25 protein-coding genes are annotated in these 26,687 nt (G+C 62.6%); 17 read left to right on the forward strand and 8 right to left on the reverse strand.

All coding sequences use genetic code 11. The features are described 5' to 3' along the window. Nucleotides 1–10: 10 nt before the first annotated feature. A complete protein-coding gene (locus ACJRW5_RS16385; RefSeq protein ID WP_484571565.1) occupies nucleotides 11–1,807 on the reverse strand; it encodes an ATP-binding protein in 1,797 nt (598 codons plus the stop codon). A gap of 13 nt (nucleotides 1,808–1,820) precedes the next feature. Then, nucleotides 1,821–3,173: a sigma-54-dependent response regulator transcription factor AlgB gene (gene algB / locus ACJRW5_RS16390; protein ID WP_484571566.1), complete on the reverse strand. Its 1,353-nt coding sequence runs from the start codon at nucleotides 3,171–3,173 to the stop codon at nucleotides 1,821–1,823. Between the two features lie 211 nt (nucleotides 3,174–3,384). On the opposite strand from algB, the gene ACJRW5_RS16395 reads away from it, so the two are divergent. The 17 genes from ACJRW5_RS16395 to ACJRW5_RS16475 all read left to right on the forward strand — a co-directional run bounded on the left by ACJRW5_RS16395 (nucleotide 3,385) and on the right by ACJRW5_RS16475 (nucleotide 20,788). Continuing rightward, nucleotides 3,385–4,215 (forward strand): BON domain-containing protein, encoded by an 831-nt coding sequence (locus ACJRW5_RS16395; protein ID WP_484571567.1) that lies wholly within the window; start codon nucleotides 3,385–3,387, stop codon nucleotides 4,213–4,215. A 64-nt stretch (nucleotides 4,216–4,279) separates the two neighbouring features. Beyond that, nucleotides 4,280–4,714, forward strand: coding sequence for a ferritin-like domain-containing protein (locus ACJRW5_RS16400; RefSeq protein WP_484571568.1), 435 nt, complete (start codon nucleotides 4,280–4,282; stop codon nucleotides 4,712–4,714). A gap of 175 nt (nucleotides 4,715–4,889) precedes the next feature. Further along, nucleotides 4,890–5,858, forward strand: a complete 969-nt coding sequence (locus tag ACJRW5_RS16405; RefSeq protein ID WP_484571569.1) for a PstS family phosphate ABC transporter substrate-binding protein — start codon at nucleotides 4,890–4,892, stop codon at nucleotides 5,856–5,858. Between the two features lie 185 nt (nucleotides 5,859–6,043). Continuing rightward, nucleotides 6,044–8,329, forward strand: coding sequence for an ABC transporter permease subunit (locus ACJRW5_RS16410; RefSeq protein ID WP_484571570.1), 2,286 nt, complete (start codon nucleotides 6,044–6,046; stop codon nucleotides 8,327–8,329). Between the two features lie 337 nt (nucleotides 8,330–8,666). Beyond that, entirely contained in the window at nucleotides 8,667–10,283 is a 1,617-nt protein-coding gene (pstA, locus tag ACJRW5_RS16415) for a phosphate ABC transporter permease PstA (RefSeq protein ID WP_484571623.1), read from the forward strand. 66 nt (nucleotides 10,284–10,349) lie between these two features. Continuing rightward, nucleotides 10,350–11,183 (forward strand): phosphate ABC transporter ATP-binding protein PstB, encoded by an 834-nt coding sequence (gene pstB, locus ACJRW5_RS16420; protein WP_047589620.1) that lies wholly within the window; start codon nucleotides 10,350–10,352, stop codon nucleotides 11,181–11,183. A 90-nt stretch (nucleotides 11,184–11,273) separates the two neighbouring features. Then, nucleotides 11,274–12,002 carry a phosphate signaling complex protein PhoU gene (gene phoU / locus ACJRW5_RS16425; protein ID WP_484571571.1) on the forward strand — a complete coding sequence of 243 codons (729 nt, stop codon included), beginning with the start codon at nucleotides 11,274–11,276 and terminating at the stop codon, nucleotides 12,000–12,002. Between the two features lie 135 nt (nucleotides 12,003–12,137). Continuing rightward, complete coding sequence (locus ACJRW5_RS16430; RefSeq protein WP_484571572.1) at nucleotides 12,138–13,046, forward strand: response regulator; 909 nt, start codon at nucleotides 12,138–12,140, stop codon at nucleotides 13,044–13,046. Between the two features lie 266 nt (nucleotides 13,047–13,312). Next, complete coding sequence (locus ACJRW5_RS16435; RefSeq protein ID WP_484571573.1) at nucleotides 13,313–14,209, forward strand: peptidoglycan DD-metalloendopeptidase family protein; 897 nt, start codon at nucleotides 13,313–13,315, stop codon at nucleotides 14,207–14,209. A gap of 446 nt (nucleotides 14,210–14,655) precedes the next feature. Next, a complete protein-coding gene (gene fliD / locus ACJRW5_RS16440; protein WP_484571574.1) occupies nucleotides 14,656–15,951 on the forward strand; it encodes a flagellar filament capping protein FliD in 1,296 nt (431 codons plus the stop codon). Further along, a complete protein-coding gene (gene fliS / locus ACJRW5_RS16445) occupies nucleotides 15,951–16,349 on the forward strand; it encodes a flagellar export chaperone FliS (RefSeq protein WP_484571575.1) in 399 nt (132 codons plus the stop codon). The genes fliD and fliS overlap by 1 nt, the downstream gene beginning before the upstream one ends. Then, a complete protein-coding gene (locus tag ACJRW5_RS16450; RefSeq protein WP_484571576.1) occupies nucleotides 16,333–16,650 on the forward strand; it encodes a hypothetical protein in 318 nt (105 codons plus the stop codon). Before fliS ends, ACJRW5_RS16450 begins: the two co-directional genes overlap by 17 nt. Continuing rightward, entirely contained in the window at nucleotides 16,647–17,726 is a 1,080-nt protein-coding gene (locus ACJRW5_RS16455; RefSeq protein WP_484571577.1) for a flagellar hook-length control protein FliK, read from the forward strand. The genes ACJRW5_RS16450 and ACJRW5_RS16455 overlap by 4 nt, the downstream gene beginning before the upstream one ends. 28 nt (nucleotides 17,727–17,754) lie before the next feature. Then, nucleotides 17,755–18,225: a flagellar basal body-associated FliL family protein gene (locus tag ACJRW5_RS16460; RefSeq protein ID WP_484571578.1), complete on the forward strand. Its 471-nt coding sequence runs from the start codon at nucleotides 17,755–17,757 to the stop codon at nucleotides 18,223–18,225. A 16-nt stretch (nucleotides 18,226–18,241) separates the two neighbouring features. After that, a complete protein-coding gene (locus tag ACJRW5_RS16465) occupies nucleotides 18,242–18,976 on the forward strand; it encodes a FliA/WhiG family RNA polymerase sigma factor (protein ID WP_484571579.1) in 735 nt (244 codons plus the stop codon). 1 nt (nucleotide 18,977) lies between these two features. Beyond that, nucleotides 18,978–19,850: a flagellar motor stator protein MotA gene (gene motA / locus ACJRW5_RS16470; RefSeq protein WP_484571580.1), complete on the forward strand. Its 873-nt coding sequence runs from the start codon at nucleotides 18,978–18,980 to the stop codon at nucleotides 19,848–19,850. Next, the gene (locus ACJRW5_RS16475) at nucleotides 19,847–20,788 is read left to right on the forward strand and encodes a flagellar motor protein MotB (protein WP_484571581.1); all 942 of its coding nucleotides are present in this window, start codon (nucleotides 19,847–19,849) and stop codon (nucleotides 20,786–20,788) included. Before motA ends, ACJRW5_RS16475 begins: the two co-directional genes overlap by 4 nt. Nucleotides 20,789–20,795: 7 nt before the next feature. On the opposite strand, the gene ACJRW5_RS16480 is transcribed toward ACJRW5_RS16475, so the two are convergent. The 6 genes from ACJRW5_RS16480 to ACJRW5_RS16505 form a co-directional block, all read right to left on the reverse strand. Further along, entirely contained in the window at nucleotides 20,796–21,272 is a 477-nt protein-coding gene (locus tag ACJRW5_RS16480; protein WP_484571582.1) for a hypothetical protein, read from the reverse strand. Beyond that, nucleotides 21,269–22,105 carry a winged helix-turn-helix domain-containing protein gene (locus ACJRW5_RS16485; protein WP_484571583.1) on the reverse strand — a complete coding sequence of 279 codons (837 nt, stop codon included), beginning with the start codon at nucleotides 22,103–22,105 and terminating at the stop codon, nucleotides 21,269–21,271. Before ACJRW5_RS16485 ends, ACJRW5_RS16480 begins: the two co-directional genes overlap by 4 nt. A 316-nt stretch (nucleotides 22,106–22,421) precedes the next feature. Next, the gene (gene lafA, locus ACJRW5_RS16490; RefSeq protein WP_484571584.1) at nucleotides 22,422–23,258 is read right to left on the reverse strand and encodes a lateral flagellin LafA; all 837 of its coding nucleotides are present in this window, start codon (nucleotides 23,256–23,258) and stop codon (nucleotides 22,422–22,424) included. Nucleotides 23,259–23,447: 189 nt separating this feature from the next. Then, the gene (lafA, locus tag ACJRW5_RS16495; protein ID WP_484571585.1) at nucleotides 23,448–24,359 is read right to left on the reverse strand and encodes a lateral flagellin LafA; all 912 of its coding nucleotides are present in this window, start codon (nucleotides 24,357–24,359) and stop codon (nucleotides 23,448–23,450) included. A gap of 279 nt (nucleotides 24,360–24,638) precedes the next feature. After that, complete coding sequence (locus tag ACJRW5_RS16500; RefSeq protein WP_037004256.1) at nucleotides 24,639–24,806, reverse strand: rubredoxin; 168 nt, start codon at nucleotides 24,804–24,806, stop codon at nucleotides 24,639–24,641. A gap of 132 nt (nucleotides 24,807–24,938) precedes the next feature. Beyond that, entirely contained in the window at nucleotides 24,939–26,639 is a 1,701-nt protein-coding gene (locus tag ACJRW5_RS16505; RefSeq protein WP_484571586.1) for an L-lactate permease, read from the reverse strand. Nucleotides 26,640–26,687 lie beyond the last annotated feature (48 nt).

The raw sequence follows: 26,687 nt of genomic DNA on the forward strand, positions 1-26,687 counted from the left end.
GCGTTTTGCGTCATAGCGGCAGGCTGAAATAGAAGTTGGCGCCTTCGCCGGGTCGCGAATGGACGCTGAGCTGACCACCATGCAGCTGGACGATCTCCCGCGCCAGTGCCAGACCCAAGCCGACCCCGCCCTTGCGCCGGCCAACCTGAACGAATGGCTCGAAGATGCGCGACTGCTGTTCGAAGGGAATGCCTTCTCCCTCGTCCTGTACGCTGATGATCACCTGCTCGCCATGGCGGCGTGCCTGCAGGAGCACTTTGTCGCCGGGGTTGCTGTAGCGCAGCGCGTTGCTGATCAGGTTGTCGAGCAGGCGCTCCAGCTGCGCTGCGTCGACATTGAGATGCGCTAGAGGCTCGTGCACATCGCAATCCAGACTCACCTCGCGCTCTGTGGCCTCGTCTGAGAAGCGTTGCAGGGTCTGCTGGAGCAGCGCAGCCAGGTCGTGCGGCTGGCGTTGCAGCGTCTGCACGCCATTCTGGTAGCGTGAGAAATTCAGCAGGTCGTCGATCAGGCGCACCAGTCGCTGCATCTCTTCATCGACGGTGCGCATCAGGTCCTGCTCGCGTCCGCCGGGTTTCAGGGTAAGACGCTCGCGTAGAAGGCTGAACGCCATGTGCATGCCGGTAATGGGCGTGCGCAACTCGTGTGAGGCACGCAGGATGAATTCACTGCGTACCCGCTCGAATGCGCGCTGCTTGGTGACATCGCGCAGGACCATTACGCCACCTACGCTGCCGCCCTCGCGCACCTGCACCGGTGTGAGCGCCCAGGCCAGCAAGCGCGTTTCGCCATCACGTTCGATCTGCAGGTCGGCCGGGGGCTCGCTCAATGTCTCACCAGCGAGCACCTGACGTAGTGCTTCGTCGACGGCATGGCCGGGTAACAAGGGGCCGATAGCCTGTCCCTGGATCTCGGTGTGCCAGGACAGCTGGCGTAGCGCAACCGGATTGGCGTGCTCAATGCGGCCTTGTTCGTCAAGAATGATCAGGCCGTCGTCGATGCTGTCGAGCACGGCCTTCAGGCGCCCCTCGCTGCTGAGCAACTGGTTGAGGTTGCTGGAGTGATACTGGCGCAGAGCTTCGGTCATCATGCCGAAGCGGCGGCTGAGCACGGCCAGCTCCACCACAGGCGATACCGGCAGCACCACATCGTACTGGCCGCGACCGATCTGATCGGCGGCACGTGCCAGCAGGTCGATGGGCGCACCGAAGCGACGGGCGATGCCGTGCGCGGTGAGTACGCCGATGGCCAGTACCGCCAGGCCCATCAACACCAGCAACCCGGCGATCAGTTGCGAGCGTTCACCGGCTTTGTTCTCCGCCTCGATGACCCAGCTGACGACATGGTCCTGCTCGTCCAGCAGGTGGTTGCGCAGGCGCTGGAACGCCTCGGTGAAGGGAGGATAAGCCACCAGGTTGTATGGCGCCTGACCTGCGCGCATACCGCTGTCGGCTGCCTGCTCCATCTGGTCATAGAGCATCATTGCCTTTTCCAGGCCCTGTTCGTAACGCTCGCCCAGATTGGCTTCCAGGCCCTCGGCCAGGGAGGCACGGAAGGCCTGGCGAATTGTATCGAGCTCATTCGGGTCCGGGTTCTGCCCGATCAGCACGATCAGTTCGTCACCGAGGTGCTGGCGCAGTTTCTGTCCCATCTGCACCGCATTGAAGCCACGTTGGATCAACTCGCTCTGGCTGCGCGCCATCTGCGTGACACTGAACAACCCCAGCAGCAGGCCAAGCAGGGCCACAGTGATTAGCGCGGAAATGCTCAGGAACAAGCGGGTTCGAAGCTTCATCGGCAGCTTCATGGTCATCCCATGGTTAGAGGTTGTATTGCTTGCGTTTGCGGTAGAGGGTCGAGCTGTCGATGCCCAGGGTCTTGGCCGCCATATCGAGGGTGTTGCTGCTGGCCAGCACGGCGGCAATGTGCGCCTTCTCCAGCTCCTCGAGGCTCATTGGCGCGCCCACTCGGATGGTGCTGCTCGGGGCTTCGGCATTGCCGCCGAGGCCGAGGTGGGCAACCTCAACGGTCTCCTGCTGACAGATGATGCTGGCGCGCTCGATGACGTTGCGCAGCTCGCGAATGTTGCCCGGCCAGTGATAGGCCTGCAGCGCGGCCTGTGCTTCCTCGCTGAAGGCGCAGGCGGGGCGGGCATATTCGCTGACGAAGCGGGCGAGAAAACGCTCGGCCAGGGTCATCACATCCTCGTGGCGTTCGCGCAGGGCCGGTAGTTTGAGGGTGATGACATTGAGGCGGTAGAGCAGATCTTCGCGGAACTTGCCTTCGCGCACCATCTCGTCTAGGTCCAGGTTGGTGGCAGCGACGATGCGCACATCGGCGCGCCGGGTCACCGGGTCGCCCACGCGTTCGTATTCCTTGTCCTGGATGAAGCGCAGCAGCTTGGGTTGCAGGGTCAACGGGAAATCGCCGATCTCGTCGAGGAACAGGGTGCCGCCATCGGCCTGGCTGACCCGCCCCTGGGTGCTTTCGCTGGCGCCGGTGAAGGAGCCTTTGGCGTGGCCGAACAGCTCGCTTTCCATGAGTTCGGCGGTCAGCGACGGGCAGTTGATGGTCACGCTGGTGCGCTTGGCGCGGCGGCTCCAGCCATGAATGGCGCGAGCCAGCTCGCCCTTGCCGGTACCGGACTCGCCGAGAATGAGGATGTTGGCGTCGGTGCCGGCGACCTGGCGTGCAGTTTCCAGGATCGCCATCATCGCCGGGCTGTGCGAGTCGAGACCATCCTTGGCCTTCTTGACCTCGCCTTCCAGCGCCTCCAGGCGCGCGGCCAGGGTACGCACTTCCAGCTGCTTGGTAGCCGCCAGGCGCAATTGGTCCGGGGTGCAGGGTTTGACCAAGTAGTCGGCGGCGCCGGCCTGAATGGCGTCGACGGCGGTGTCCACGGCCGAGTGGGCGGTGACGATCACCACGCGCATCCAGGGGGCCTGGATACGCATTTGCGCCAGCAGGTCCAGGCCGTTGTCCTCGCCCAGGCGCAGGTCGAGGAAACACAGGTCGAATACCTGTCGTTGCAGCAGTGCTTCGGCCTGCGCCGTGCTGCTCGCGGCGGCAACGTCGTAACCCTCGTCCTCCAGGCAGTAGCGGAAGGTGCGCAGGATTGCCGCCTCGTCGTCTACCAGCAAAATGCGCCCGCTGGGTTGCTCTGAAACTGCCATGTAGTGGCTCCGTGTCGCTGGTCGATGCAGCTTAGTCAGGTAAAAACCGTGCAAGTTGCACGGCCTGAACAAGTCGATACTGCACCCTGCATGCCAGCAGAATGCCGTGATTTCAATTAAGTATTTGAATTTTAACGAATTTATATTGTTTTAACGGCTGGCACGCAGCTTGCGATGTTCCTTGTATCGATCCACGAACAGGAGTGAATTCATGCCCCCGTTCAAACCTTTGTTGTTAGCGACGAGTACGGCGCTGATGTTGAGCCTGACGCCCCTGGTCAGTCAGGCCGAGGACGGTCAGCTGGTGTCGCAATTGGACGCTGCCCGCCAGGAAGGCTCGATCTGGACTGCTTTCGCGCTCAATCGCCACCTCAACCCGTTCAAGCTCGACATCGACGTGGAGGAAGGTGAGGCCACGCTCACCGGCCAGGTCGAAAACGATGTGCAGAAGGACCTGGCCGAGCAGGTGGCGATGAGCATAGATGGCATCGACTCGGTGGACAATCGCATCGAGGTCGTTGGCGAAACTGCTGAGGGCAACCCGCCGGGTCTGGTGCAGCGACTGGAGGATGCCAGCCTGGCAGCGACGGTGAAGTCCAAGCTGCTGTGGAACAGCAACACCCGTGGCCTGGATATCCAGGTCAAGAGCGAAGCCGGCAAGATTACCCTCAGTGGTCATGCGCAAACGCCGGCGGCCAAGGAGTTGGCCGGGCAGCTGGCGGCCAATACCGATGGTGTGGCTGAAGTCTTCAATCACCTCAGCGTCAGCACTGCCGACAGCGACAGCAGCGAGGTGCAGACCGCCGTCGACGAGGCTCGCGAGAACATCAGCGACAGCTGGATCACCAGCAAGGTGAAGGCCAGCTTCCTCTACAGCCGTAATCTGGACGCGATGAATATTGCGGTGAACACCGATGACGGTCTGGTCAGCCTACGCGGCAGCGTGCTGAGCAGCGCCGAGAAGCGCCTGGCGGTCGAGATCGCCCGCAACATCCGCGGTGTACGCGGCGTGGATGCCGATGCACTGCTTATCAGCAGCTGAATTTCCCATCTGGCCGCAATGGGCGGCCAGTAACCCGCAAGTCCCATAGCCAAGGAGTCATTCCATGAGCAGCAAGACCGCACAACTTAACGAACTGATCGAGATCACCCGTGACGGCAAGCGCTTCTACGAGCATGCCCACGAAGAGGTCAAGGACATCCGCCTGCAGGCGCTGTTCCGTGACATGGTCCGCGCCAAGACCGAAGTGATCGACGCGCTGAGCGTCAAGGTCGCGGCCAATCAGAGCGAGCCGGCTTCCGGTGGCACCATGCTGGGTAAGCTGCGTCAGGTATACGCCGACACCCGCGCGACTTTGGCCAAGGATGAAGAGGCCACCTACGTGGCCCAGCTGGAAGAGGCCGAAGACCGCATCCTGCATGCCTTCGAAGACGCTCTGGAGAGCTCGGACAATGATGTGCGTGCACTGTTGGCAGTGGAAATGCCCAAGGTTCGTGCTTGTCACAATCGCATGCGTGCGTTGAAGCAGGACATGCAGTAAGGGCGCAGCGCACCGAACCAAGCCCCTGTACGCCATGCGTACGGGGGCTTTTTCATGGGGTAGGGAGAAAGTCGCAGGCGTTCATTTAACTGTCACATTCGTTTCATAGAGTGTTCACGTGGCCTGCAGATACTTGGGCCCGTTCCATCCAACACTATCCTGCTAGGAGCAAGGCATGAAACTGAAGCGTTTGATGGCGGCCCTGACTTTCGCCGCCGCTGGCGTAAGCGCCGTATCTGCTGTAGCCGCCGTCGACCCGGCTCTGCCGACCTATGAAAAGACTTCCGGTGTATCGGGTAACCTGTCCAGCGTCGGTTCCGACTCGCTGGCCAACCTGATGACCCTGTGGGCCGAAGAGTTCAAAAAGAACTACCCCAACGTCAACATCCAGATCCAGGCCGCTGGTTCCTCCACCGCGCCACCCGCGCTGACCGAAGGCACCGCCAACATGGGCCCGATGAGCCGTCCGATGAAGGACAGCGAAATCCAGGCTTTCGAAGAAAAGTACGGCTATAAGCCGACCGCCGTTCCGGTTGCCATCGATGCCCTGGCCGTATTCGTGCACAAGGACAACCCGGTCAAGTCGCTGACCATGCATCAGGTTGACGCGATCTTCTCCAGCACTCGTCTGTGCGGCGAAGACAAAGACCTGAAAACCTGGGGCGACGTGGGTCTGACCGGCGAGTGGGCGAGCAAGCCGATTCAGCTGTTCGGTCGTAACTCGGTATCCGGTACCTACGGCTACTTCAAAGAAGAAGCCCTGTGCAAAGGCGACTTCCGCTCCAACGTCAACGAGCAGCCGGGTTCGGCTTCCGTGGTGCAGTCGATCTCCAGCACCCTGAACGCCATCGGTTACTCGGGCATCGGCTACAAGACCTCCAGCGTCCGCGCTGTGCCGCTGGTCGACAAGAACGGCCAGGTTGAAGAAGCCAACGAAACCAACGCGCTGTCCGGCAAGTACCCGCTGGCTCGCTTCTTCTACGTCTACCTGAACAAGGCGCCGAACCAGCCGCTGAGCCCGCTGGACGCCGAGTTCGTCAAGCTGGTGCTGTCCAAGCAGGGTCAGGAAGTGGTGGTCAAGGATGGTTACATCCCGCTGCCGTCCAAAGTGGTCGAGAAGACCATGAAGGAACTGGGCCTGTAATCGCAGCGCCTGACGATGCCGGCCAACTGATTTTCATCTGACGGTCGGCAGAGCCCGCCACTCCCTTCGAGTGGTGGGCTTCGTCATGTCAGGCGACTGTAACCTTTCTGTCATACAAGCTCGCTAGATTGACAAGCCTGGACAGCCCTATGCGCTGCACTTGAGCCCGCGCAGAGACTTCTCGCATGAATGACTTGGCAAACGAATCCGTGAATCGCTCACAGAACCCACTGGGGATCGACTTCAACACCCCCGCCCTGCAACGCAAGCGTCGCCTGCGTGCCCTCAAGGATCGCATGGCGCGCTGGTACGTCTCCGTCGGTGGTCTGGCTGTACTGGGTGCGATCACCCTGATCTTCTTCTACCTGGCGCATGTCGTGCTGCCGATGTTCCAGGGCGCCGAACTGGATGCGCGCAAGGCGCAGCAGCCAGCCTGGCTGGCTGACGCTCCGGCTGCCCTGATGCTGGCCGTCGAGGAGCAGAATCAGGTGGCCATGCGCCTGGATGCCACCGGTGCGGTGCAGTTCTTCGAGGTCAAGAGCGGTGAAGCGCTGCAGCGTGTACAGCTGCCGCTGCCCGAAGGTGTCAGCGTCGCTTCGGTCGCGCAGGACCAGCCAGGTAGCCGCCGTGTGGCGCTGGGCCTGAGCAACGGTCAGGCGCTGGTGATCCAGCACAACTACAAGATCAGCTACCCAAACAACGTGCGCACCATCGCGCCGCAGATCGAATACCCCTACGGCGAGACGCCGATCGAGATCGACCCGCAAGGTCGTCCGCTGGAGCATGTGGCGCTGAATCTCAACAGCGGCACCCTGATGCTGGCCGGCTCCACCGGCAGCGAGCTGCATCTGATCAGCCTCGGCCGTGAAGAAAACCTGTTCACCGGCGAGGTCAGCGTCAGCGAAGAGCGCATCAACCTGCCGCAGATCGGCGAGCCGATCAATCAGCTGATTCTCGATCCACGCCAGCTATGGCTTTACGTCCTCAATGGCGACGCCAACGCCGACGTCTTCGACCTGCGCAAACGTGCCCTCAACGGCCGCTACGACCTGCTCAAGGACGCCTCCAACCGCGTTACCAGCGCCACCAGCCTGCTCGGCGGCATCTCCATCATGATCGGCGATGCCAAGGGCGGCATTCAGCAGTGGTTCATGGTGCGTGACAAGGACGGCAAGTCCACCTTCCAGTCGATCCGCAGCTTCCAGCTGGGCAGCAGCGCGGTCACTCAGATCCTGCCTGAGGAGCGCCGCAAGGGCTTCATGGCGCTCGATGACAGTGGCTTGCTGGGCATTTTCCACAGCACCGCACACCGCACCCTGCTCAAGCAGCAAGTGGCCGAAGGCTCTTCTATCGCTGCGCTGTCGCCGCGCGCCACCCGCGTGCTGGTCGAGGATGACGGCAAGCTGCAGCGCTTCGTGGTCGACAACCCGCACCCGGAGATTTCCTGGAGCTCGCTGTGGGGCAAGGTCTGGTACGAAAGCTATCCGGAACCGGACTACGTCTGGCAGTCGACCTCGGCCAACACCGACTTCGAAGCCAAGCTGAGCCTGTCGCCGCTGGCCTTCGGTACGCTCAAGGCAGCCTTCTACGCCATGCTTCTGGCGGCGCCGCTGGCAGTGGCCGCCGCGATCTACACCGCCTACTTCATGGCGCCGCGCATGCGCACCAAGGTCAAGCCGGTGATCGAGCTGATGGAGGCGCTGCCGACGGTGATCCTCGGCTTCTTCGCCGGTCTGTTCCTCGCGCCGTTCCTGGAAAATCACCTACCCGGGATATTCAGCCTGTTGTTGCTGACGCCAGTGGGCATCCTGCTGTTCGGTTTCCTCTGGACCAAGCTGCCTGAGTCGGTGCGTCACCGTGTGCCCGATGGTTGGGAAGCGGCGCTGCTGATTCCGGTGGTGATCGCCGTGGGCTGGTTCTCCATCGCCATCAGCGGTCACCTGGAAAACTGGCTGTTCGGCGGCAACATGCGTCTGTGGCTGTCCAACGATCTGGGCATTCCATTCGATCAGCGCAACGCCCTGGTGGTCGGCCTGGCGATGGGCTTCGCGGTGATCCCGAACATCTATTCGATCGCCGAAGACGCCGTGTTCAGCGTGCCCAAGAGCCTGACCTTCGGCTCGCTGGCGCTGGGCGCCACGCCCTGGCAGACCCTGACCCGCGTGGTCATCCTGACGGCTAGCCCGGGCATCTTCTCGGCGCTGATGATCGGCATGGGCCGCGCCGTGGGTGAAACCATGATCGTGCTGATGGCCACCGGCAACACGCCGATCATGGACGTGAACATCTTCGAAGGCATGCGCACCCTGGCGGCCAACGTCGCGGTGGAAATGCCCGAGTCGGAAGTCGGCGGTACCCACTACCGCGTACTGTTCCTCGCTGCCCTGGTACTGCTGTTGTTCACCTTCGTGATGAACACCCTGGCCGAACTGATTCGCCAGCGTCTGCGTACCAAGTATTCGAGCCTGTAAAAAAGTGCCTGCGTAGCAGGCCAACTGATGACCCTCGCCCATTCATGGGAGAGGGTGCCCCGAAGGGGCGGGAGAGGGTGGTGCAGGCGCGTGCCTAAGCCCTCTCCCCCAGCCCCTCTCCCGCAAGCGGGAGAGGGGAGCAAGATACTCCTCTCCCATTCATGGGAGAGGGTGCCCGCAGGGCGGGAGAGGGTTGTGTGAAATCACGAGCCCTCTCCCCCGGCCCCTCTCCCGCAAGCGGGAGAGGGGAGGTAAAGAATGATTTCATTCAAGGTGTGATGCCGTGAAACAGAACAACCTGAAATCCTGGTACAAGAGCGGCGCCCCGGGCGTGTGGATGAGCGGTGGCGCGGTCGCCATTGCCATCATCATGACCCTTGGCCTGCTGGCGGTAATCGCCACGCGCGGCCTGGGTCACTTCTGGCCGGCGGATATCATCGAGGCCGATTATCAGATTCCGGGCCAGGAAGCTCGGGTGATGCTCGGCGAGGTGGTACAGGTCGAGGAAGTGCCGCGCGCACGCCTGGCCGCTGCCGGCCTGCCGGTGACCGCAGAGGGCGGCGAGTTCATGACCCGCGAGCTGCTCAAGGTGGGTAACCGCGAGCTGTTCGGCGCGGACTTCACCTGGGTGGTCGGCGAATGGCTGAGCAACCAGCGCATGCCGGCGGAAATTACCGTGCTGGAGCGCCGCGAGTGGGGCAACTTCTACGGCAACCTGATCAACGTCAAGGAAAGCGGCCAGGTGGTCGCCGAGGGCGATGCCGCCTGGGCGCAACTGCTCGAGCGTCTGGAGCGCGTCGACGAGCTGCACACGCAGCTGGTGCGTCTGGAGAAGAGCGACATCGGCCGCATCAACCATGGCCTGGAGCGCATTCGTCTGGAAGGGCGCAAGCTGCAGCTGCAGGACAAGCTCGACGCCGCCGCCCAGGCCGACATGGATGCCCGTCGCGATGCGCTGAATGCCGAATACAAGGTGCTCGAAGAGCGCATGGTGGCGCTGCACCAGCAGATCAACCGCGACAGCGTGACCCTGACTGCCAGCGATGGTCGGCAGACCGAGATCGCTCTGGGCAAGATCGTTCGCGCCTTCCGCCCGAATGCCATGGGCACCTTCGACAAGCTCGGCTTCTACGCCATGAAGGTGTGGGAGTTCGTCAGCGCCGAGCCGCGTGAGGCCAACACCGAGGGCGGCATCTTCCCGGCCATCTTCGGCACCGTGCTGATGGTCATGCTGATGGCGGTGATCGTCACCCCGTTCGGTGTGATCGCCGCGGTCTACCTGCGCGAATATGCACACCAGGGCGCCCTGACCCGGGTGATCCGCATCGCCGTGAACAACCTGGCTGGCGTGCCCTCGATCGTCTACGGCGTGTTCGGTCTCGGTTTCTTCGTCTACGTGCTGGGCGGCTCCATCGACCAACTGTTCTTCCCCGAGTCCGCACCGGCGCCGACCTTCGGTACGCCGGGCCTGATGTGGGCCTCGCTGACCCTGGCGATCCTCACCCTGCCGGTGGTCATCGTCGCCACCGAGGAAGGCCTGGCGCGTATTCCGCGTGCCGTGCGTGAAGGTTCGCTGGCGCTTGGTGCGACCAAGGCCGAAACGCTGTGGAAGGTGGTCATCCCGATGGCCAGCCCGGCGATGATGACCGGCCTGATTCTCGCCGTGGCACGCGCCGCCGGTGAGGTGGCACCGCTGATGCTGGTGGGCGTGGTCAAGCTGGCGCCGAGCCTGCCGCTGAACGGCAACTACCCTTATCTGCACCTGGATCAGAAGATCATGCACCTGGGCTTCCACATCTACGACGTCGGCTTCCAGAGCCCCAACGTAGAAGCGGCCCGCCCGCTGGTCTATGCAACCGCGTTGCTGCTGGTGATCGTCATCGCCCTGCTCAACCTGACCGCGGTCTATATCCGTAACCACCTGCGCGAGAAGTACAAGGCGCTGGATCACTAACGCAGCTACGAGTGGCGCACCGCCGGTGCGCAGCTTGCAGCTTGTAGCTACGAACGGAGTGAGTTTATGCAACACGAAGCCCATACCCACGGTATCGATCTGGCCGCCCTTGGCCGCGACAAGCAGAGCCTGAGCCTGGCCGACGAAACCACGGCCATCGAAGTACCGGGCCTGAACCTGTTCTACGGTCAGAAGCAGGCGCTGTTCGACGTCAAGATGGACATCCCCAAGCAGCGCGTGACCGCCTTCATCGGCCCGTCGGGCTGCGGCAAGTCGACCCTGCTGCGTACCTTCAACCGCATGAACGACCTGGTCGACGGTTGCCGTGTCGATGGCGAGATCAACATCGACGGCCGCAACATCTACCGCAAGGGTGAGGACGTCGCCGAGCTGCGTCGTCGTGTCGGCATGGTGTTCCAGAAGCCCAACCCTTTCCCCAAGAGCATCTACGAGAACGTGGTGTATGGCCTGCGCATCCAGGGCATCAACAGCAAGCGCGTGCTCGACGAAGCGGTGGAGTGGGCGCTGAAGAGCGCGGCGCTGTGGGACGAGGTCAAGGACCGTCTGCATGACTCGGCACTGGGCCTCTCCGGTGGTCAGCAGCAGCGTCTGGTGATTGCCCGTACCGTGGCGGTGCAGCCGGAAGTGCTGTTGCTCGACGAACCTTGCTCGGCACTCGACCCGATCTCCACGCTGAAGGTCGAAGAGCTGATCTACGAACTGAAGAGCAAGTACACCATCGTCATCGTGACCCACAACATGCAGCAGGCGGCGCGCGTCTCCGACTACACCGCGTTCATGTACATGGGCAAGCTGATCGAGTTCGGTGATACCGACACGCTGTTCACCAACCCGGCCAAGAAGCAGACAGAAGACTACATCACCGGTCGCTACGGTTGATTTGACCCCGTAGGGTGCGCTGTGCGCACCGCTTGCAGCTGCCCTGTGGTGCGCACGGCGCACCCTACCCGGACTTTCGCGGAGCGAAACATGATCAACAAAGACAATCTTACGCAGCATATCTCCCAGCAGTTCAACGCCGAGTTGGAAGAGGTGCGCAGCCACCTGCTGGCCATGGGCGGCCTGGTGGAAAAACAGGTCAACGACGCCGTCACCGCGCTGATCGAGGCCGACTCCGGCCTGGCCCAGCAGGTGCGTGAGATCGATGACCAGATCAATCAGATGGAGCGCAACATCGACGAGGAGTGCGTACGCATTCTTGCCCGTCGCCAGCCGGCGGCGTCCGACCTGCGTCTGATCATCAGCATCTCCAAATCGGTGATCGATCTGGAGCGCATCGGTGACGAGTCGACCAAGATCGCCAAGCGCGCCATCCAGCTGTGCGAAGAGGGCGAGTCGCCGCGTGGCTATGTCGAGGTACGTCATATCGGCGACCAGGTGCGCCGTATGGTGCAGGAGGCGCTGGACGCCTTCGCCCGTTTCGATGCCGACCTGGCCCTGTCCGTGGCGCAGTACGACAAGACCGTCGATCGCGAGTACAAGACCGCGCTGCGTGAGCTGGTCACCTACATGATGGAAGACCCGCGCTCGATCTCCCGTGTGCTCAGCGTGATCTGGGTGCTGCGTTCGCTGGAGCGCATCGGCGACCATGCGCGCAACATCGCCGAACTGGTGATTTACCTGGTGCGCGGTACCGATGTACGCCACATAGGCCTGACCCGTATGCGTGAAGAGGTCGAGGGCAAAACCGAGGGCTGATCTCGGTTCTGCTCATGCGGCCCGGGACTTCCCGGGCCGTTTCGTTTGCGCGAATTGTTCGCTGCCGGGCGTTTTCCGTTGGCCTTAGGCCATTGGCCATGACTATGCTTACTGCCATTCGTACAGGAGAGGCCGATGAGCAAAGTCAGTGTGCTGGTGGTGGATGACGCGACCTTTATCCGTGATCTGGTCAAGAAAGGGTTGCGTGATCACTTCCCGGGCGTGCAGATCGAGGAAGCGGTCAACGGCCGCAAGGCTCAGCAACTGCTGGGACGACAGACAGTCGACCTGATTCTCTGTGACTGGGAAATGCCGGAGATGTCCGGCCTCGAGCTGCTGACCTGGTGCCGCGAGCAGGATAATCTGAAAACCACGCCTTTCATCATGGTCACCAGCCGTGGCGACAAGGAGAACGTGGTACAGGCGATTCAGGCCGGTGTTTCCGATTACATCGGCAAGCCGTTCTCCAACGAGCAACTGGTCACCAAGGTGAAGAAGGCGTTGAGCCGTGCCGGCAAGTTACAAGCCCTTGCCGCCAGTGCGCCGCCGAAGATGCTGAGCAGCGGTGGCTTTGCCAACGATTCCTTGGCCGCCCTGACTGGCGGTAAGGCCGAGGTGGTCAAACCCAGTACTCCGACGCCGGCCGCATCGGAACCGGCTGCAGCCTTCGCCAAACCGGCCCCCGCGCCCGTGAGCAAGGCGCCGGCCGGGCGCGGTCAGGGCCAGTTGCGTTTGCCGAGCGGCAGCATGGCCTGCGTGATCAAGGCGCTGAGCCTCAAGGAGGCGCTGCTGGTGGTCAAACGCAGCGATGCGTTGCCCCAGGTGCTGGAAAGTGCAGTGCTGGATCTGGAGCAGGGCGAGGCGGCGGAAACGGCCCGTCTCAATGGCTACCTGCACGCCGTTGCGGCGTTCGAGCCCAAGCCCGATAGCGAGTGGCTGCAACTGACCTTCAGGTTCGTCGATCGCGACCCGCAGAAGCTCGACTACCTGTCGCGGCTGATCGCACGCGGCACGGCGCAAAAGCATTTTGTCCCCGGCGCATAGTCGATACCCGTATCAGCCTGTACGGATACCGTAAGTAGCGCCCCGTCCTGCGGCATTCACCAGGCTGTCCGAGCTGGATCCAGGCCACAGGGCGTGCGGTTCTTGTGAGGGCTGTAGCCCGGATGCAATCCGGGGGATCTGGCGAGCCATGCCGACCAATGGCGGTGAGCCGGTTCACAGCCTGACGGTCGGTAGCTCGCACGTACGATCCTGCGCTGCTAGTCTTTTCAATCCGGATAGCAAAAAGCCATAAGATCCGAGTCGTTATGCTAGGGCGTTTGATCATTCTCTGCAGTCTGCTGGTCCTTTGTGGCCAGGCAGCCGCGCTGACCGTTTATAAATACGTCGACTCGAACGGCGTAGTGACCTATAGCGACCAGGCGGCGCCTGGCGCGCAGGTATTCGTGTTCAACGACCGCATGGTCGAGCGCCTGGACAACCAGGTGAAGCTGGAAACCAAGAAGCACGAAGCGGGCGAAACCCTGCTGATTCGCAACGATCTTTACGCGCCCGTGGAGATCGAACTGAAGCTGGAGCAGGTACAGAACGCCATCGGTGCGCCGGACAAGCCGATTCGCTGGGTGCTGCCGCCGCGCAGCAATATTCGCCTGGCCACGCTGACCCCGCAGGACGCCTCCAAGCCCCTGCGCTACAAGCCGAAACTTCACTATGCCCTCGGCGATCCGCGCTTGCAGCCGAGCATCCATCGCTATCCTCTGCCCTGGCGGGGCGGTCCTTTCCGTCAGACTCAGGGCGCCAACGGTACCTACAGCCACTTCACGGCCAAGGGCCGCTACGCCGTGGATATCGCCATGCCCGAAGGCACGCCAATCGTGGCTGCGCGCGCGGGCATGGTGGTGAAGACCGAAAATCAGCAGAGCGGGCGCGGCAACAATCCTGCCGGCAATTTCGTGCGTATCCTGCATGACGACGGCACCATGGGTGTCTATCTGCACCTGATGAAGGGCTCGGTCAGTGTGCGCGAGGGCCAGCGCGTGGAAACCGGCAGCCTGCTGGCGCGTTCCGGCAACACCGGCAACAGCACGGGCCCACATTTGCATTTCGTGGTTCAGCGCAATATCGGCCTGGCCGTCGAGTCCATTCCCTTCAAGTTCCGCCAGCCGGTCAACAGCCTGCCCAACTTCGCCGTCGGTGGCGAGTAAGCGGCAGGTGTCGCAAGGCTTTAGCTGCGCTTGCTCAGGTCGCGGCTAAAGCTTCTCCCACGATCCAGCGCAGTCTTCCCTGCCCCCCCGATTCTGTAGGAGCGGATTTATCCGCGATCAGGGGTTACGGCGTTATCCGCCATATCACCGCTGAAGCGGAATGCCGCCCAGCCGCTCCCGCAGTGCCACTCCGCGCCTCGCAGCATCTAGGCCATTACTGCACTGCTTTCCCCATTCCCTTAAGCCAGGGCCCTGCTGCGTCGCCTGTGTAAGAAGCACGTCCGCCTTCTGCGCGACGCAGGCGGAAGCAGGCCTTCCGCTCGTCGTTCGTCGCCCTGTGAGCGGAAAGGATCTTTCACCTGGCGGTTAGCTTAAAGCCTTAAATATCAATGGCTTAGTTTGTTGGCACCGCTATTGCTATCACTCAGGAAAACGGGTGTCCGACTATGGCTATCGATTCAGATTACGTACAAAGCATGGCGACCCAACTGGCCCAGTATGAGATTCAGGGGCAGTTGGCCAAGGCCAATCGCAACCAGGATGCATACAAGGCTCAACTCAATGCCCTGACGTCCCTGGACACTGCGCTGAAGGCATTCAAGAGCGCGGCCAGTGGCCTCAAGCTCGCCGGCAGCAGCATGCTGGTCAACAGCGCAAGCTACAGCCAGGAGGGCTATGCCACGGCTACCGTGGAGAGCAAGGCAGTGGCGGGCAGTTACGACTTCTTCGTCCAGCAGTTGGCCAGCAAGAGCCAGCTCGCCCTGCAAGGGCTGCAGGATGGTGACCTGGGCAGTGGCAGTCTGACCCTGGGTCAGGGCAGCGAGTCGTTCAATATCGATCTGAGTTCGGTCACGACCCTCGACGAGCTGGCGGCTTCCATCAACAGCGCGCCCGACAACAGCGGTGTGAAGGCCACACTGGTGCGCAGCAATGGCCAGGTCAACCTGGTGCTGACCAGCGAGAATACCGGCGCCGACCAGGCCATCAGCCTCAGCAGCAGCGGCAACACGGCGTTCGATAGCGCCGTGGCGGGGCGCCAGGAACTGTCCGTGGCCAAGGATGCGATCGTGCGTCTGGGCGGCGAAACCGGCATCGAGCTGACCAGTAGCAGCAACACCTTCGACAACATCATCGATGGTGTCAGCCTGACGTTCAGCAAGGCTCACCAGAGCGGCGATACCCCGCTGACCATCGAAATCGGTCAGGACCAGAAGGCGACCAAGGAGAAGGCGCAGTCCTTCGTCAGCGCGTTCAATACCCTGATGAGCAGCTTCGACTCGCTGACCGCCAGTGGCGGCGAAAGCGGTAGCCGTGGGCCTCTGGCTGGCGATGCCAGCGTGCGCGCCATCGAGACCATGCTCAACCAGTTGGTGCGCACCTCGTTCGGCGGCGCCAGCCTCACCGAGTTCGGCATCGTCGCCGACCGCTCCGGCAAGCTGACCATCGACAACGCCCGTTTCGAAAAGGCGGTGGCGGCCAACCCGGACGGCTTCGAGAAACTGTTCACCGACAAGGGCAACCTGCTCGAGACCCTGGACAAGAACCTGGCGGTTTACACCAGCAGCGCCGGTGGCGTGCTGACCAATCGCAAGGACACGCTCAACACCCAGCTGCGCCGCGTCGATCAGCAGTTCGACAACATCCAGAAGCAGTACGACTCCTATTACGCCCGCTATCTCCGTCAGTACACCGGTCTCATGCAGACCATGGCGGCGATGGAACAGACCTACGGAATGTTCTGATGAGTGCCTACAACCTCAACGAAAGTTACGACAGCTATCGCACCGTCGACCTCGAGGCGCGCGCCGCCGCTGCTTCGCCCTACGAACTGGTGCTGGTGCTGTTCGACGGCCTGCTCGACGAGCTGGCGCGCGCCCGTGGCCATATCGAAGCCAAGCGTTATCAGCAGAAGGGCCAGTCGCTGGAGAAGTGCCTGAACATTCTCAATGGCCTCAATGGTGCACTCGACTACGAGAACGGCGGCGAGCTGGTGCAGGGGTTGGCACGCCTCTACGACTACTGCATCTACCGGCTCTCCGACGTCAGCGTCAGCCTGTCCCTGGAGGGGCTGGACGAGGTGGTCGGTTTGCTCGGCGTGCTGCGTGAAGGCTGGGAAGGCGTGAATGCCGCACGCAAGTGAAGTGCGCGCGCTGCAGCAGCTACACGGCCAGTTGGCCGAGGCGCTGGAGCAGGGCGACTGGACGCGGATCGGCGAGATCGACGAGCGCATTCGTGCCTGTCTGCAGCTGCTTGCCGGCCTGCCGTCGCTCAGCGACGAGGCGGGCGAGGCCAAGCGTCGTTTGCAACGGCTGCACGGACAGGCCCGGATCGCCTGCGCCGAGGAGTGCGAACGCCTGCGTCGCCTGTTGCTGACGCATCTGGAATATGCCGAAGGGCGTAGCGCGTATATGCGCGTCGACTTGTTTCAAGGTGGGAGATGAACGTGCTGCAGCTGATCAATCCGAACGTCCAGGCCAGCCCTGCCGGTCAGGGCGCCGATGCCCTGCCGGCAGGTTTCGCTCAGGCACCGAGCGGGACGGACACCTCTGCGGTCTTCGACCTGCAGATGGCCGTGCAGGGTTTCGTGGCTGCGCAGCCTGCGCTTCCCGACAGTGACAGTGCTGCAGCGCCGCAGATCCGTCTGACCGAGGCGGACGCCGAGCAGTGGCTGGCGGGTGTTCTTGGTCAGCAGGCCGTGCGTATCGAGGCGCGCGAGGCGCAGCCGCAAGAGCCTGATCGTGATGCCGAGGAGCTGGAGCATGACGAGCAAGGCGATGCCCTGCCGGACGAGCTCCTGGTGCAGGCTCAGCCCCCCGTGCGCGAGCCGTTGCCAAAACAGCCGCACAGCACGACGGGCACTTCCGCTGTCGCGCCAGTACTGAGCGCGCAAGCCCAGGTAGCGCCCCCGGTATCGCAGGTGGCCACTGAGGTTGCCGTACAGATGGCATCTCAACCGAACGTAGCGGACACCGTCGAGATACCCACCCTTGAGCGTCTGCCGGGCGCTGCCAGTGACGGCGACAAGGTCGGGGTTGCCAGCCCTGCCGCAACTCAGGCAACGGCCGCCGCGCCAGCCGCAGAGCGCCACCTCAAGCTGCATGCACCGCAGGCGCAATGGGGCGAGCAGATGCTCAACAGCCTGCGTGAGCATGTGGATCTGCAGATCAACCAGCGTATCCAGAACGCCACCATCCGCCTCGATCCGCCGGAGCTGGGCAGTCTGGAGATCTTCCTCAGCCACGAGTCCGGACGCCTCAGCGTGCAGCTTTCGGCCGCCAATGCCGATGTCGCCCGTCTGTTGCAGCAAACCAGTGATCGTCTGCGGCAGGAACTGGTCGGGCAGAACTTCGTGCAGGTCAACGTGCAGGTTTCCGCCGATGCCCAGGGCGGCCGTCAGCAGGGGCAGCCGCGTCAGGCCTGGCTGGCCGAGGAGACGGTACAGGCAGCTAGCATCACCACCGGCGCCAGTGCAACTGGCAAACCGGACTCGACCAGCGACGTGCTGGTCACCGTTTAACTCTCTGCAAGTGAATCGAGAATCCATCATGACAATGCCGCGCGTCATCCTCCTGCTGCTCATCTTCAACACGCTGGTGGTGGTCGGTAGCGCCGTCTTCAACTACGCCACACTGCGTTCGCTGCAATCGGGGCAGCCGGTACTCGGCCTCCCCGCTGGCAGCACTGTCGAAGAAGAGGCGACTGGCGAATACCGTTTCTTCCCCATCGAAAAAATCATCGTCAGCTTGCAGGGCGAAAGCCGTGAGCACTATTTCGTGCTCGATCTGGTGCTGCAGGCTGATCTCGAAACCGATCCGAAGAAGCTCGAGCAGATCGACCCCATGGTGCGCAATTCGGTGGTGGCGCATCTGTCGGCGATGACCTTCGAGAAGCTGCGTGCCATGCCCATCCCCGAGCTGCAGGGCAAGCTGGAAACTGCGCTGTTCGATGACTTTGCCAGCAAGAAACTGGCGATGCCGTTCGCCAACGTGCTGGTCAGCAAGCTGATCGTCCAGTAGAGAGCAGGACCTGCCCATGAACGCCAACTGCGCCATCGACTACCGCTACGCCGCCGACCAGGGCGGAGCCGCGCTGTTCGCCCCTGGGGCCGAGCAGAAGTGGCTGTTGCAGTACCTGCCGCTGGTCAAGCGCATCGTCAGCCAGCTGGCGCTGCAGGCCAATCAGGTCATGGACCGTGAGGACATGGAGCAGATCGGCTTGATGGGGCTGCTCGACTGCCTGCGTCGCTACGGTACGCCGGATGAGCAGTTCGGCCGTTTCGCTGCCTTGCGGGTGCGCGGTGCGATCCTCGATGAGCTACGCCGTCAGGACTGGAGGCCGCGTCAGGTGCGTCAGCAGACGCACAAGCTGCGCGATGCCATTCGCCAGCTGGCGCGCCAACTCGGTCGCGCGCCACTGGAGGAGGAAATCCTCCGCGCGACCGGCATCAGTGCCAAGGATTATCAGGAATTCCTCCAGGCGGATGCCTGCGAGGCCATCGAGAGTCTCGATGAACTGCTGCAGAACGGCCATGAGGGATTTGCCTGTGGCGGCAGCGCAGTCGAAGAGCGCGTGCTCAAGGAGCGCCTGCTGACCCAGGCGCTGAGCCAGCTCAGCGAGCGTGAGCGGCTGGTGCTGACCCTCTACTACCAACATGAGCTGAGCCTCAAGGAAATCGCCCTGGTGCTGGAGCTGAGCGACGCGCGCGTCTGCCAGCTGAGCAAGCAGGCGATAGCCAAGGCCAGCCGCTACCTGAACGAGAGAGGCTAGGGTGCAGAAGTTATTAGGTGCATTGATCATCGTCGGCTGTGTGCTGGGCGGTTACGTCATGGCCCACGGTGAGCTGGCCATGCTCTGGCAGCCGGCCGAAGTGGTGATCATCGTCGGCGCCGGTCTCGGCGCACTGGTGGTGGGCAACCCCAAGGAAGTGCTGGTGGAGATGTGCCATCAGATCAAGGGCGTGTTCGTCTACAAGCGCCGTGGCGAGGAGTTTCAGCGTCAGTTGCTGATGCTGCTGTACGAGCTGCTGGAAATGGTCGAGGTCGGTGGTCTCAAGGTGCTCGATGCGCATATCGAAGAACCTGAGCAGAGCGAGCTGTTCGCCAAGTACCCACTGATCCGTCAGGAGAAGAACCTGATGGCCTTCATCGCCGACAACTTCCGCCTGATGGCCATGGGCAAGATCAGCGCGCACGAACTGGAGGGCTTTCTCGAGCAGGAACTGGAGGCGATGGAGCACATCCTGCTGCAGCCTTCGCGCTCGCTGCACAAGCTTGGCGAAGCGATGCCCGGTTTCGGCATCCTCGCGGCGATCATGGGCATCATCATCACCATGGGCAACATCGGCGGTTCGGTGGCCGAAATCGGTGCCCACGTCGCCGCTGCGCTGGTGGGTACCTTCCTCGGTATCTTCATGTGCTACTGCGTGATGGAGCCGCTGTCCAACGCCATGAGCCAACGCATCAAGACCGAGCTGTCGGCACTCGAGTGCGTGCGCACCACGCTGGTCGCACACGTCGCCGGCAAGCCCACGCTGCTGGCGGTGGATGCCGGGCGCAAACTGATCGAGCAGGACGTCAAACCGGCGTTCAAGCAACTGGAGGTCTGGGTCAACCGTTACGAAGATGAAAGGGATGCCGCATGAAACAACGCGGCGCTGAAGGCCACGAGATCATCATCAAACGGCGTGGCAAGAAAGGTGGCCACGACGAGCACGGTGGCGCCTGGAAGGTCGCTTTTGCCGATTTCACCATGGCGATGATGGCGCTGTTCATGGTGCTGTGGATCATCCAGCCGCAGACCCAGGACCAAAGCCGGGCCAACGCGGACATGCTGAACAACCCGCTGGTGGACGGCGGCGCTGGCATCTTCGATGGCACCAGCACCACGCCGCTGGAGCTCGACGGTGTACCGGTGCAGGTCAGCCCGCGCCAGGACCGCGACAACCAGGCGCGTACACCGCAGGAGGACCCGGGTGCCGAGCTGGGTGATGCTCAGCCCGGCGAGGCGCGCCGGCCACACTACGCCGACTCCGTGCAGATGCAGGAGCTGGCGCAACTGATGGAGGCGCTGGCGTTGCAGCTGGATGCCGAGGCCAATATCGAAGTGCAGGTGGTGCCGCAGGGGTTGCGCATTCTGATCAAGGACGATGCGCAGCGCTTCATGTTCGCCCGGGGCAGCGCGCGTCTCGATGCGCACTTCGAGACCCTGCTCAAGCGCCTGGCCGCTGTGCTGGCCAAGGTCGACAATCACCTGATCATCAGTGGTCATACCGATGCCACGCCCTACCGCGGCATCGTCGGCGGCTATAACAACTGGAACCTGTCCGGCGACCGTGCCTTGCGGGCGCGTAACGTGCTGGTCGATGCCGGGCTGCCGACCAGTGCCGTGCTGCAGGTGACCGCACAGGCCGACGGTATGCCGCTGCTGCCCGATGACCCGGAGAACGGCGCCAACCGGCGTATCGAGCTGTTACTGCTGACCAGTCAGGCCGAGGGCTTGTATCGCGAGCTATTCGGTGACGCCCAGGTGCGTGTGGAGTATCGCGCCGAGGGCGCGCAGTTGAGTGCGCCAGGTGGCTAGCGCGGGCTCAGAGGTCGGCCGCACCACGCGCCGGACAGTAGATCTGGCGTGTTTCCAGGGCGTACAGGCAGCCATTGAAGCGGGTCAGGCGAATGGTCGAGCCCTTGTGGCGACCATAGAGCAGGTTGAACACCAGCTCATCGTCGGTCTCGCTGGCCAGCCCCGTGACCTGACCATCTTCGACGCGCAGACGGTAGTTGCCGAGAAAACCGTATTCCACCTTCCCGGAGGTTTCCAGAATGCTGCTGCCCTGTCGGGTCATCGCATAGAAGCGGCCATCGTTGACCTGCAGGCTGTGGCTGATTTCCAGCACCTGGCCGTTGCTCAATTGCACCTGGCCGCTGGAGCGATAACGGCCGTCGAGTTCGGCACTGGACGTGAAGTTGAGCCACAGGGCCAGCATGCCCAGCAGCATGGCCAGGACGGTGACCAGCAGCACCATCAGCCAGCCGCGACTGAGGCCGAGCGACTTGCACTGGCTCATGGCAGGCACCTGCGCAGTTGAGCATCCGCCACCTGATTCAACTGGCTTTCATGCAGCATCAGCGAGCGTGCGCCACCGCTTGGTTGTAGACAGATCAACTCATAGAAACCACCGCGCAGGCGCAACACAAGATGCGCCGGCGCGCTTGCCAGAACCGTCAGCCGGCCGGTCAGGCCATGGGTCTGCAGGATCAGCTGCTGCAGGTGCTGTGGGTCCTGATCGATGTAGCGGACGTTGAGCGGCCCCAGGTTCATCTCGCTGCTGTGCAGATCCTCAGGTTGGCTGATGGCGTACAGCGTGGTGAACAGGCCGATGCCCAGCAGGCCGAAACAGGAAAGCAGGATGACCCAGAAGGCACGTTGACGCCCGTGCCGGTGGAGGAATCGGGGCTCTGTCGCCGGCGCCTCGGTTGGCTCGCTGACCTCGCCGATGTCCTCGATGCTCGGCGGGTAGACGAGGTAGTTGGGGTTGAGCAGGTAGCCGCGACGCGGCAGGGTCTGGATGATCTCGCGACTCTTCTCGTCACCGAGCACCTGACGCAGGGTGTAGATCTGCTGATTGAGACTGCCCTGGCCCACCACCCGGTCGGCCCAGGCATGGCTCATCAGCTCCTCGCGCGAGACGACTTCGCCGGGCTCCTGGAGCAGGCGTTCGAGCAGGCGGCTGCCGGAATAGCCCAGGTCGATCTTCTCTTCGATGCCGCTCTTTACCAGCGTCAGTTGATATAGCGCCGGATAGAAATGCGCATAGCAGTCATCGCGCCCGGTCTTGATGATCAGACAGGCAATGGTGCTTCCCGGCTCGGCGAGCGGCGTATCGGAGCTGGAGGTCATGCGGTCCTTCAGGCGAGGGGCGGGTGCCCTTGGAAATATCCGGGCGATGGGTGGTCGGCATTCTGGCGTCAGGAAAATGCTGTGGCAAGTCTTGTGCCAGTTGTCAGCCCTTGCACGGACGTACCAGCAAGCCGGGCTTCATCTAATACTAGCCACTCTATAGATGAAGTCGAAGCCGCCTCAGTATGCCGTTATTGGGTGACGGTTGAGCGACGATGGTGCGTGCGAGGCATGGTCTGCAAACCATGAAAAACGCCCCGCGATGGCGGGGCGTTGGAGGGGGTGGCGCAATCCGTTGCGCCTGGATGAGGCGCTATCAGCCCAGCAGGGACATGACCATGCCCGGCATCTGGCCGGCCTGGCGGAGCATGGAAATTCCGGACTGCAGCAGCATGGAGTTCTTGCTCATGTTGGCGCTTTCCTTGGCGAAGTCGGCATCCATGATGCGACCCTTGGCCATGTCGGTGTTGTCCTTCATGTTGCTGAGGTTGTTGGCGGTGTGGTTCAGGCGGTTGATGTTGGCGCCGAAAGCCGCGCGCATTGCGCCAACCGCGTCCAGAGCGGTTTCCAGCTCGTCCATGGCGGTGCCGGCGTTGGCGGCGGTGTCGAGGGTGCCGGTGCCGATGGCCGTCTGGGCAGTGGTGACGTCGCCCAGTTGGGTGGACAGGTCGAGCGACAGTGTTTCCGCGCTGCTGGAGCCAATCTGGAAGGTCATGGCCGCAGCGAACTTGCCACCGGTGAACAGTGCTTCGCCGGCGTACTTGGTGTTGCTCATGATGTTGCCGATCTCGGCGCTCAGCTCGTCATACTCGGCTTGCAGAGCGGTGCGGTCGTCAGCGGAGTTGGTGTCATTCGCGGCCTGAGTGGCCAGGTCCTTCATGCGCTGCATGATGTCGGTCATTTCGCTGAAGGCGCCCTCGCCGGTCTGCAGCAGCGAAACCGCGTCGCTGGTGTTGCGGATGGCCACGTCCATGCCGCGCGATTGCGCGTTCAGGCGAGTGGCGATCTGCAGGCCGGCAGCGTCGTCGGCAGCGGAGTTTATGCGGAAACCGGTGCCCAGGCGCTGCTGGTTGGTGCCCAGGGCGTTGTTGGTCTTGCCCAGGTTGGTCTGGGTGATCAGTGAGGAGTAGTTGGTATGAATCGACAGAGCCATGGTCGTGATCCTTTGTATGAGAGAGGCTGACGGTGCTGTGCCCGCTAATGATCAAAGGCGACCGTAATGGCGGCAGGCTTAAGTGGTTTTGCTGCTTTTTCGCCGATTTTTCTCTGCGCTAACGCAAACGCCCCGCGATCGCGGGGCGTTTGAGGGTGGCGCAATCCGTTGCGCCTGGATGACGCGTTATCAGCCCAGCAGGGACATGACCATGCCCGGCATCTGGCCGGCCTGACGGAGCATGGAGATACCGGACTGCAGCAACATGGAGTTTTTGCTCATGCTTGCGCTTTCCTTGGCGAAGTCGGCATCCATGATGCGACCCTTGGCCATGTCGGTGTTGTCCTTCATGTTGCTGAGGTTGTTGGCGGTGTGGTTCAGGCGGTTGATGTTGGCGCCGAACTGGGCGCGCAGCGCGCCGATATCGTCCAGCGCGCCGCTCAGGGTGTCGACCATGGCGTTGGCGTTGGTGTTCACTGCGGTGTCCGGGTCCTGCGTGGTGGCCAGTTCCACACCGGGAGTGCCTGGAGTGGTGTACGTGTCGGAGATGTTGCCCAGTGCGGTGGTCAGTGCGGTCAGGTCCGCGCTGACATTCAGCTCCAGGGTTTCGGCGGAGCTGGAGCCGATCTGGAAGTTCATGGCTGCGGAGAACTTGCCGCCGCTGCCGTCGGTGGTGGTGCCGCTACTGAACAGGTTCTCGCCTGCGTACTTGGTATTTTTGACGATGTTGGCCATTTCCTTGCCGAGTTCGTCGTACTCGCTCTGCAGGGCGATCAGGTCGGAGCCGCTGTTGGTGGCGTTGGAGGCCTGAGTGGCCAGGTCCTTCATGCGCTGAACGATGTCGGTCATTTCGCTGAAGGCGCCTTCGGCGGTCTGCAGCAGGGAGACGGAATCGCTGGTGTTGCGGATGGCCACGTCCATGCCGCGCGACTGCGCGTTCAGGCGAGTGGCGATCTGCAGGCCGGCAGCGTCGTCAGCCGCGGAGTTGATGCGAAAACCGGTGCCCAGGCGCTGCTGGTTGGTGCCCAGGGCGTTGTTGGTTTTGCCCAGGTTGGTCTGGGTGATCAGCGAGGAGTAGTTGGTATGAATCGACAAGGCCATGATCGTAATCCTTCGGGCGGTGAGCGCGGAATGAAGCTGGCTGTGATTGCCTGCTGTAAGTGAAGGGCGACCTGCTTTTGGCGCTGCTTAAATGGCGTTGGCAGAATTTTTTCTGCACGTGCGGCAATGGCACGAACTGCCGTGCGTAGGGTGCGCTGTGCGCACCGGCTGTTGTAGTGGCGCCTCGTGGTGCGCGCGGCGCACCCTACGTGGCGCTGTTGTGGGGCGTGCAATAAAAACGGCGACCCTAGGGTCGCCGTTCGTTGAAATGCAGCGTGATCAGCCGATCTCGATCATCTCGAAGTCCATCTTGCCGACGCCACAATCGGGGCACAGCCAGTCTTCCGGCACGTCTTCCCAGCGGGTGCCGGGGACGATGCCGTCATCCGGCCAGCCCTGGCTCTCGTCGTAAATCAGTCCACAGACCACGCATTGCCACTTCTTCATATCGACCTCGGGTGAATCTCACGGTGTCGGCACGCTACCGCAAATGCAGGGACGCGCCAAGCTGGCAGGCGGCATTCGCCACCTGCCAGGGGCCAACCAAAGTCGGGACGTGCATGGCACGGCCCGCAGGGCTTAGCCGCTCGCCAGCAGCGGATCGCTGATTCCCATGATGTACATGCTGACCAGCGCGATACCGCCCGCCGCAGCGAGGTAGTAGAGCGTCGGCAGGATGGTCTTGCGCAGGGTGATGCCTTCACGCCCGAGCAGGCCTACGGTCGCCGAGGCCGCCACCACGTTGTGAATGGCGATCATGTTGCCTGCCGCAGCGCCCACCGATTGCAGCGCCACCATCATCGCCCCGGACACGCCCAGCAGTTCGGCCGCGTTGAACTGGAACTGCGACAGCATCAGGTTGGATACAGTGTTGGAGCCGGCGATGAACGCGCCCAGGGCACCCACGGCCGGGGCGAAGAACGGGTAGACGCCGCCCACGCTGTCGGCCACCAGTCGCGCCATGGCCACCGGCATGGACACCAGATCGGCACCATTGACCCCGGAGTTGATCAGGATACGCACCATGGGGATGGTGAAGATCAGCACGAAGCCGGCGCCAAGCAGGGTCTTGCTCGACTCGCCCACGGCCGCCTTCAGCTCGGAGAAGCGCATGCGATGCAGGAAGAAGGTCACCAGGACCACCATGCACAGAATGCCCCCCGGCAGGTACAGCGGCTCGATGGTGCCGGATACACCGGTTTCACCGAGGATGTCCTTCCAGCCGAAGCTCAGGCTCATCAGCGCGGCCTTGAGTTCGGGGAAGATCCGCGACAGCACCAGGAACACCGCCAGCAGCAGATAGGGCGCCCAGGCCATGGGCACGGAGATCGGCGTCTTGCCGGCCACGTCCTCGATCTTCATCTCGATCTTGCCCATCCACTCGGCCGGCCAGTCCTTGGCGTCGGCGAAGTCCCAGCTCTCCTTCGGCAGCAGGAAGCCGGCCTTGGCGGCCGGTACCACGATGGCCAGGCCAACCAGGGCGCCGATCATCGAGGGGAATTCCGGGCCGAGGAACACACCGGCTGCCATGTACGGCAGGGAGAAGCACAGGGCGGTGAAGATGGCGAACGGCGCGATGGCCAGGCCTTCCTTCCAGCTCTGATTCTTGCCGAAGAAGCGGGTCATGATCATGACCATGATCAGCGGCATCAGCAGACCGATCAGGCCGTGGGTGATGGCCACCCGCGAATAGATCAGGTGGAAGAAGGTTTCCCAGGCGCTACCGGTAGCCGCCAGTTGCTCGGTGATACCGGTTCTGTCCAGGCCTGCGCCCACGCCCACCAGAATCGGTGTGCCCACCGCACCGAAGGACACCGGTGTGGATTGCACCATCATCCCCAGTACCACTGCAGCCAGAGCCGGGAAGCCGAGGGCCACCAGCAGCGGCGCAGCGACGGCCGCCGGGGTGCCGAAACCGGACGCCCCTTCGATGAAGCAGCCGAACAGCCAGGCGACGATTACCGCCTGCACGCGACGATCAGGGCTGATATTCGAGAAGCCCCGACGAATCGCGGCAATGCCGCCGGAATGCTTGAGGGTGTTGAGCAGCAGGATCGCACCGAAGATGATCCACAGGATCGAGGCGGTGAGGATCAGCCCCTGCAGGCTGGAGGCGATGACCCGGTTGAGGGACATGTCCCAGGCCAGCAGGCCGATCAGGGCGGTCAGGACGAACACCAGCGGCATCGCGTACTTGGCCGGCCAGCGAAAGCCGATCAACAGTACACCCGCCAGCACCAGCGGCACGAAGGCCAGGATGGACAGCAGTGTTTGACTCATTTGTTGGTTCCTTCTTTTTCTTGTGAACCACAGTTTTCCGGAGATACC

It is taken from the genome of Pseudomonas pichavaramensis, assembly GCF_050473265.1.
Lineage (GTDB): Bacteria > Pseudomonadota > Gammaproteobacteria > Pseudomonadales > Pseudomonadaceae > Aquipseudomonas.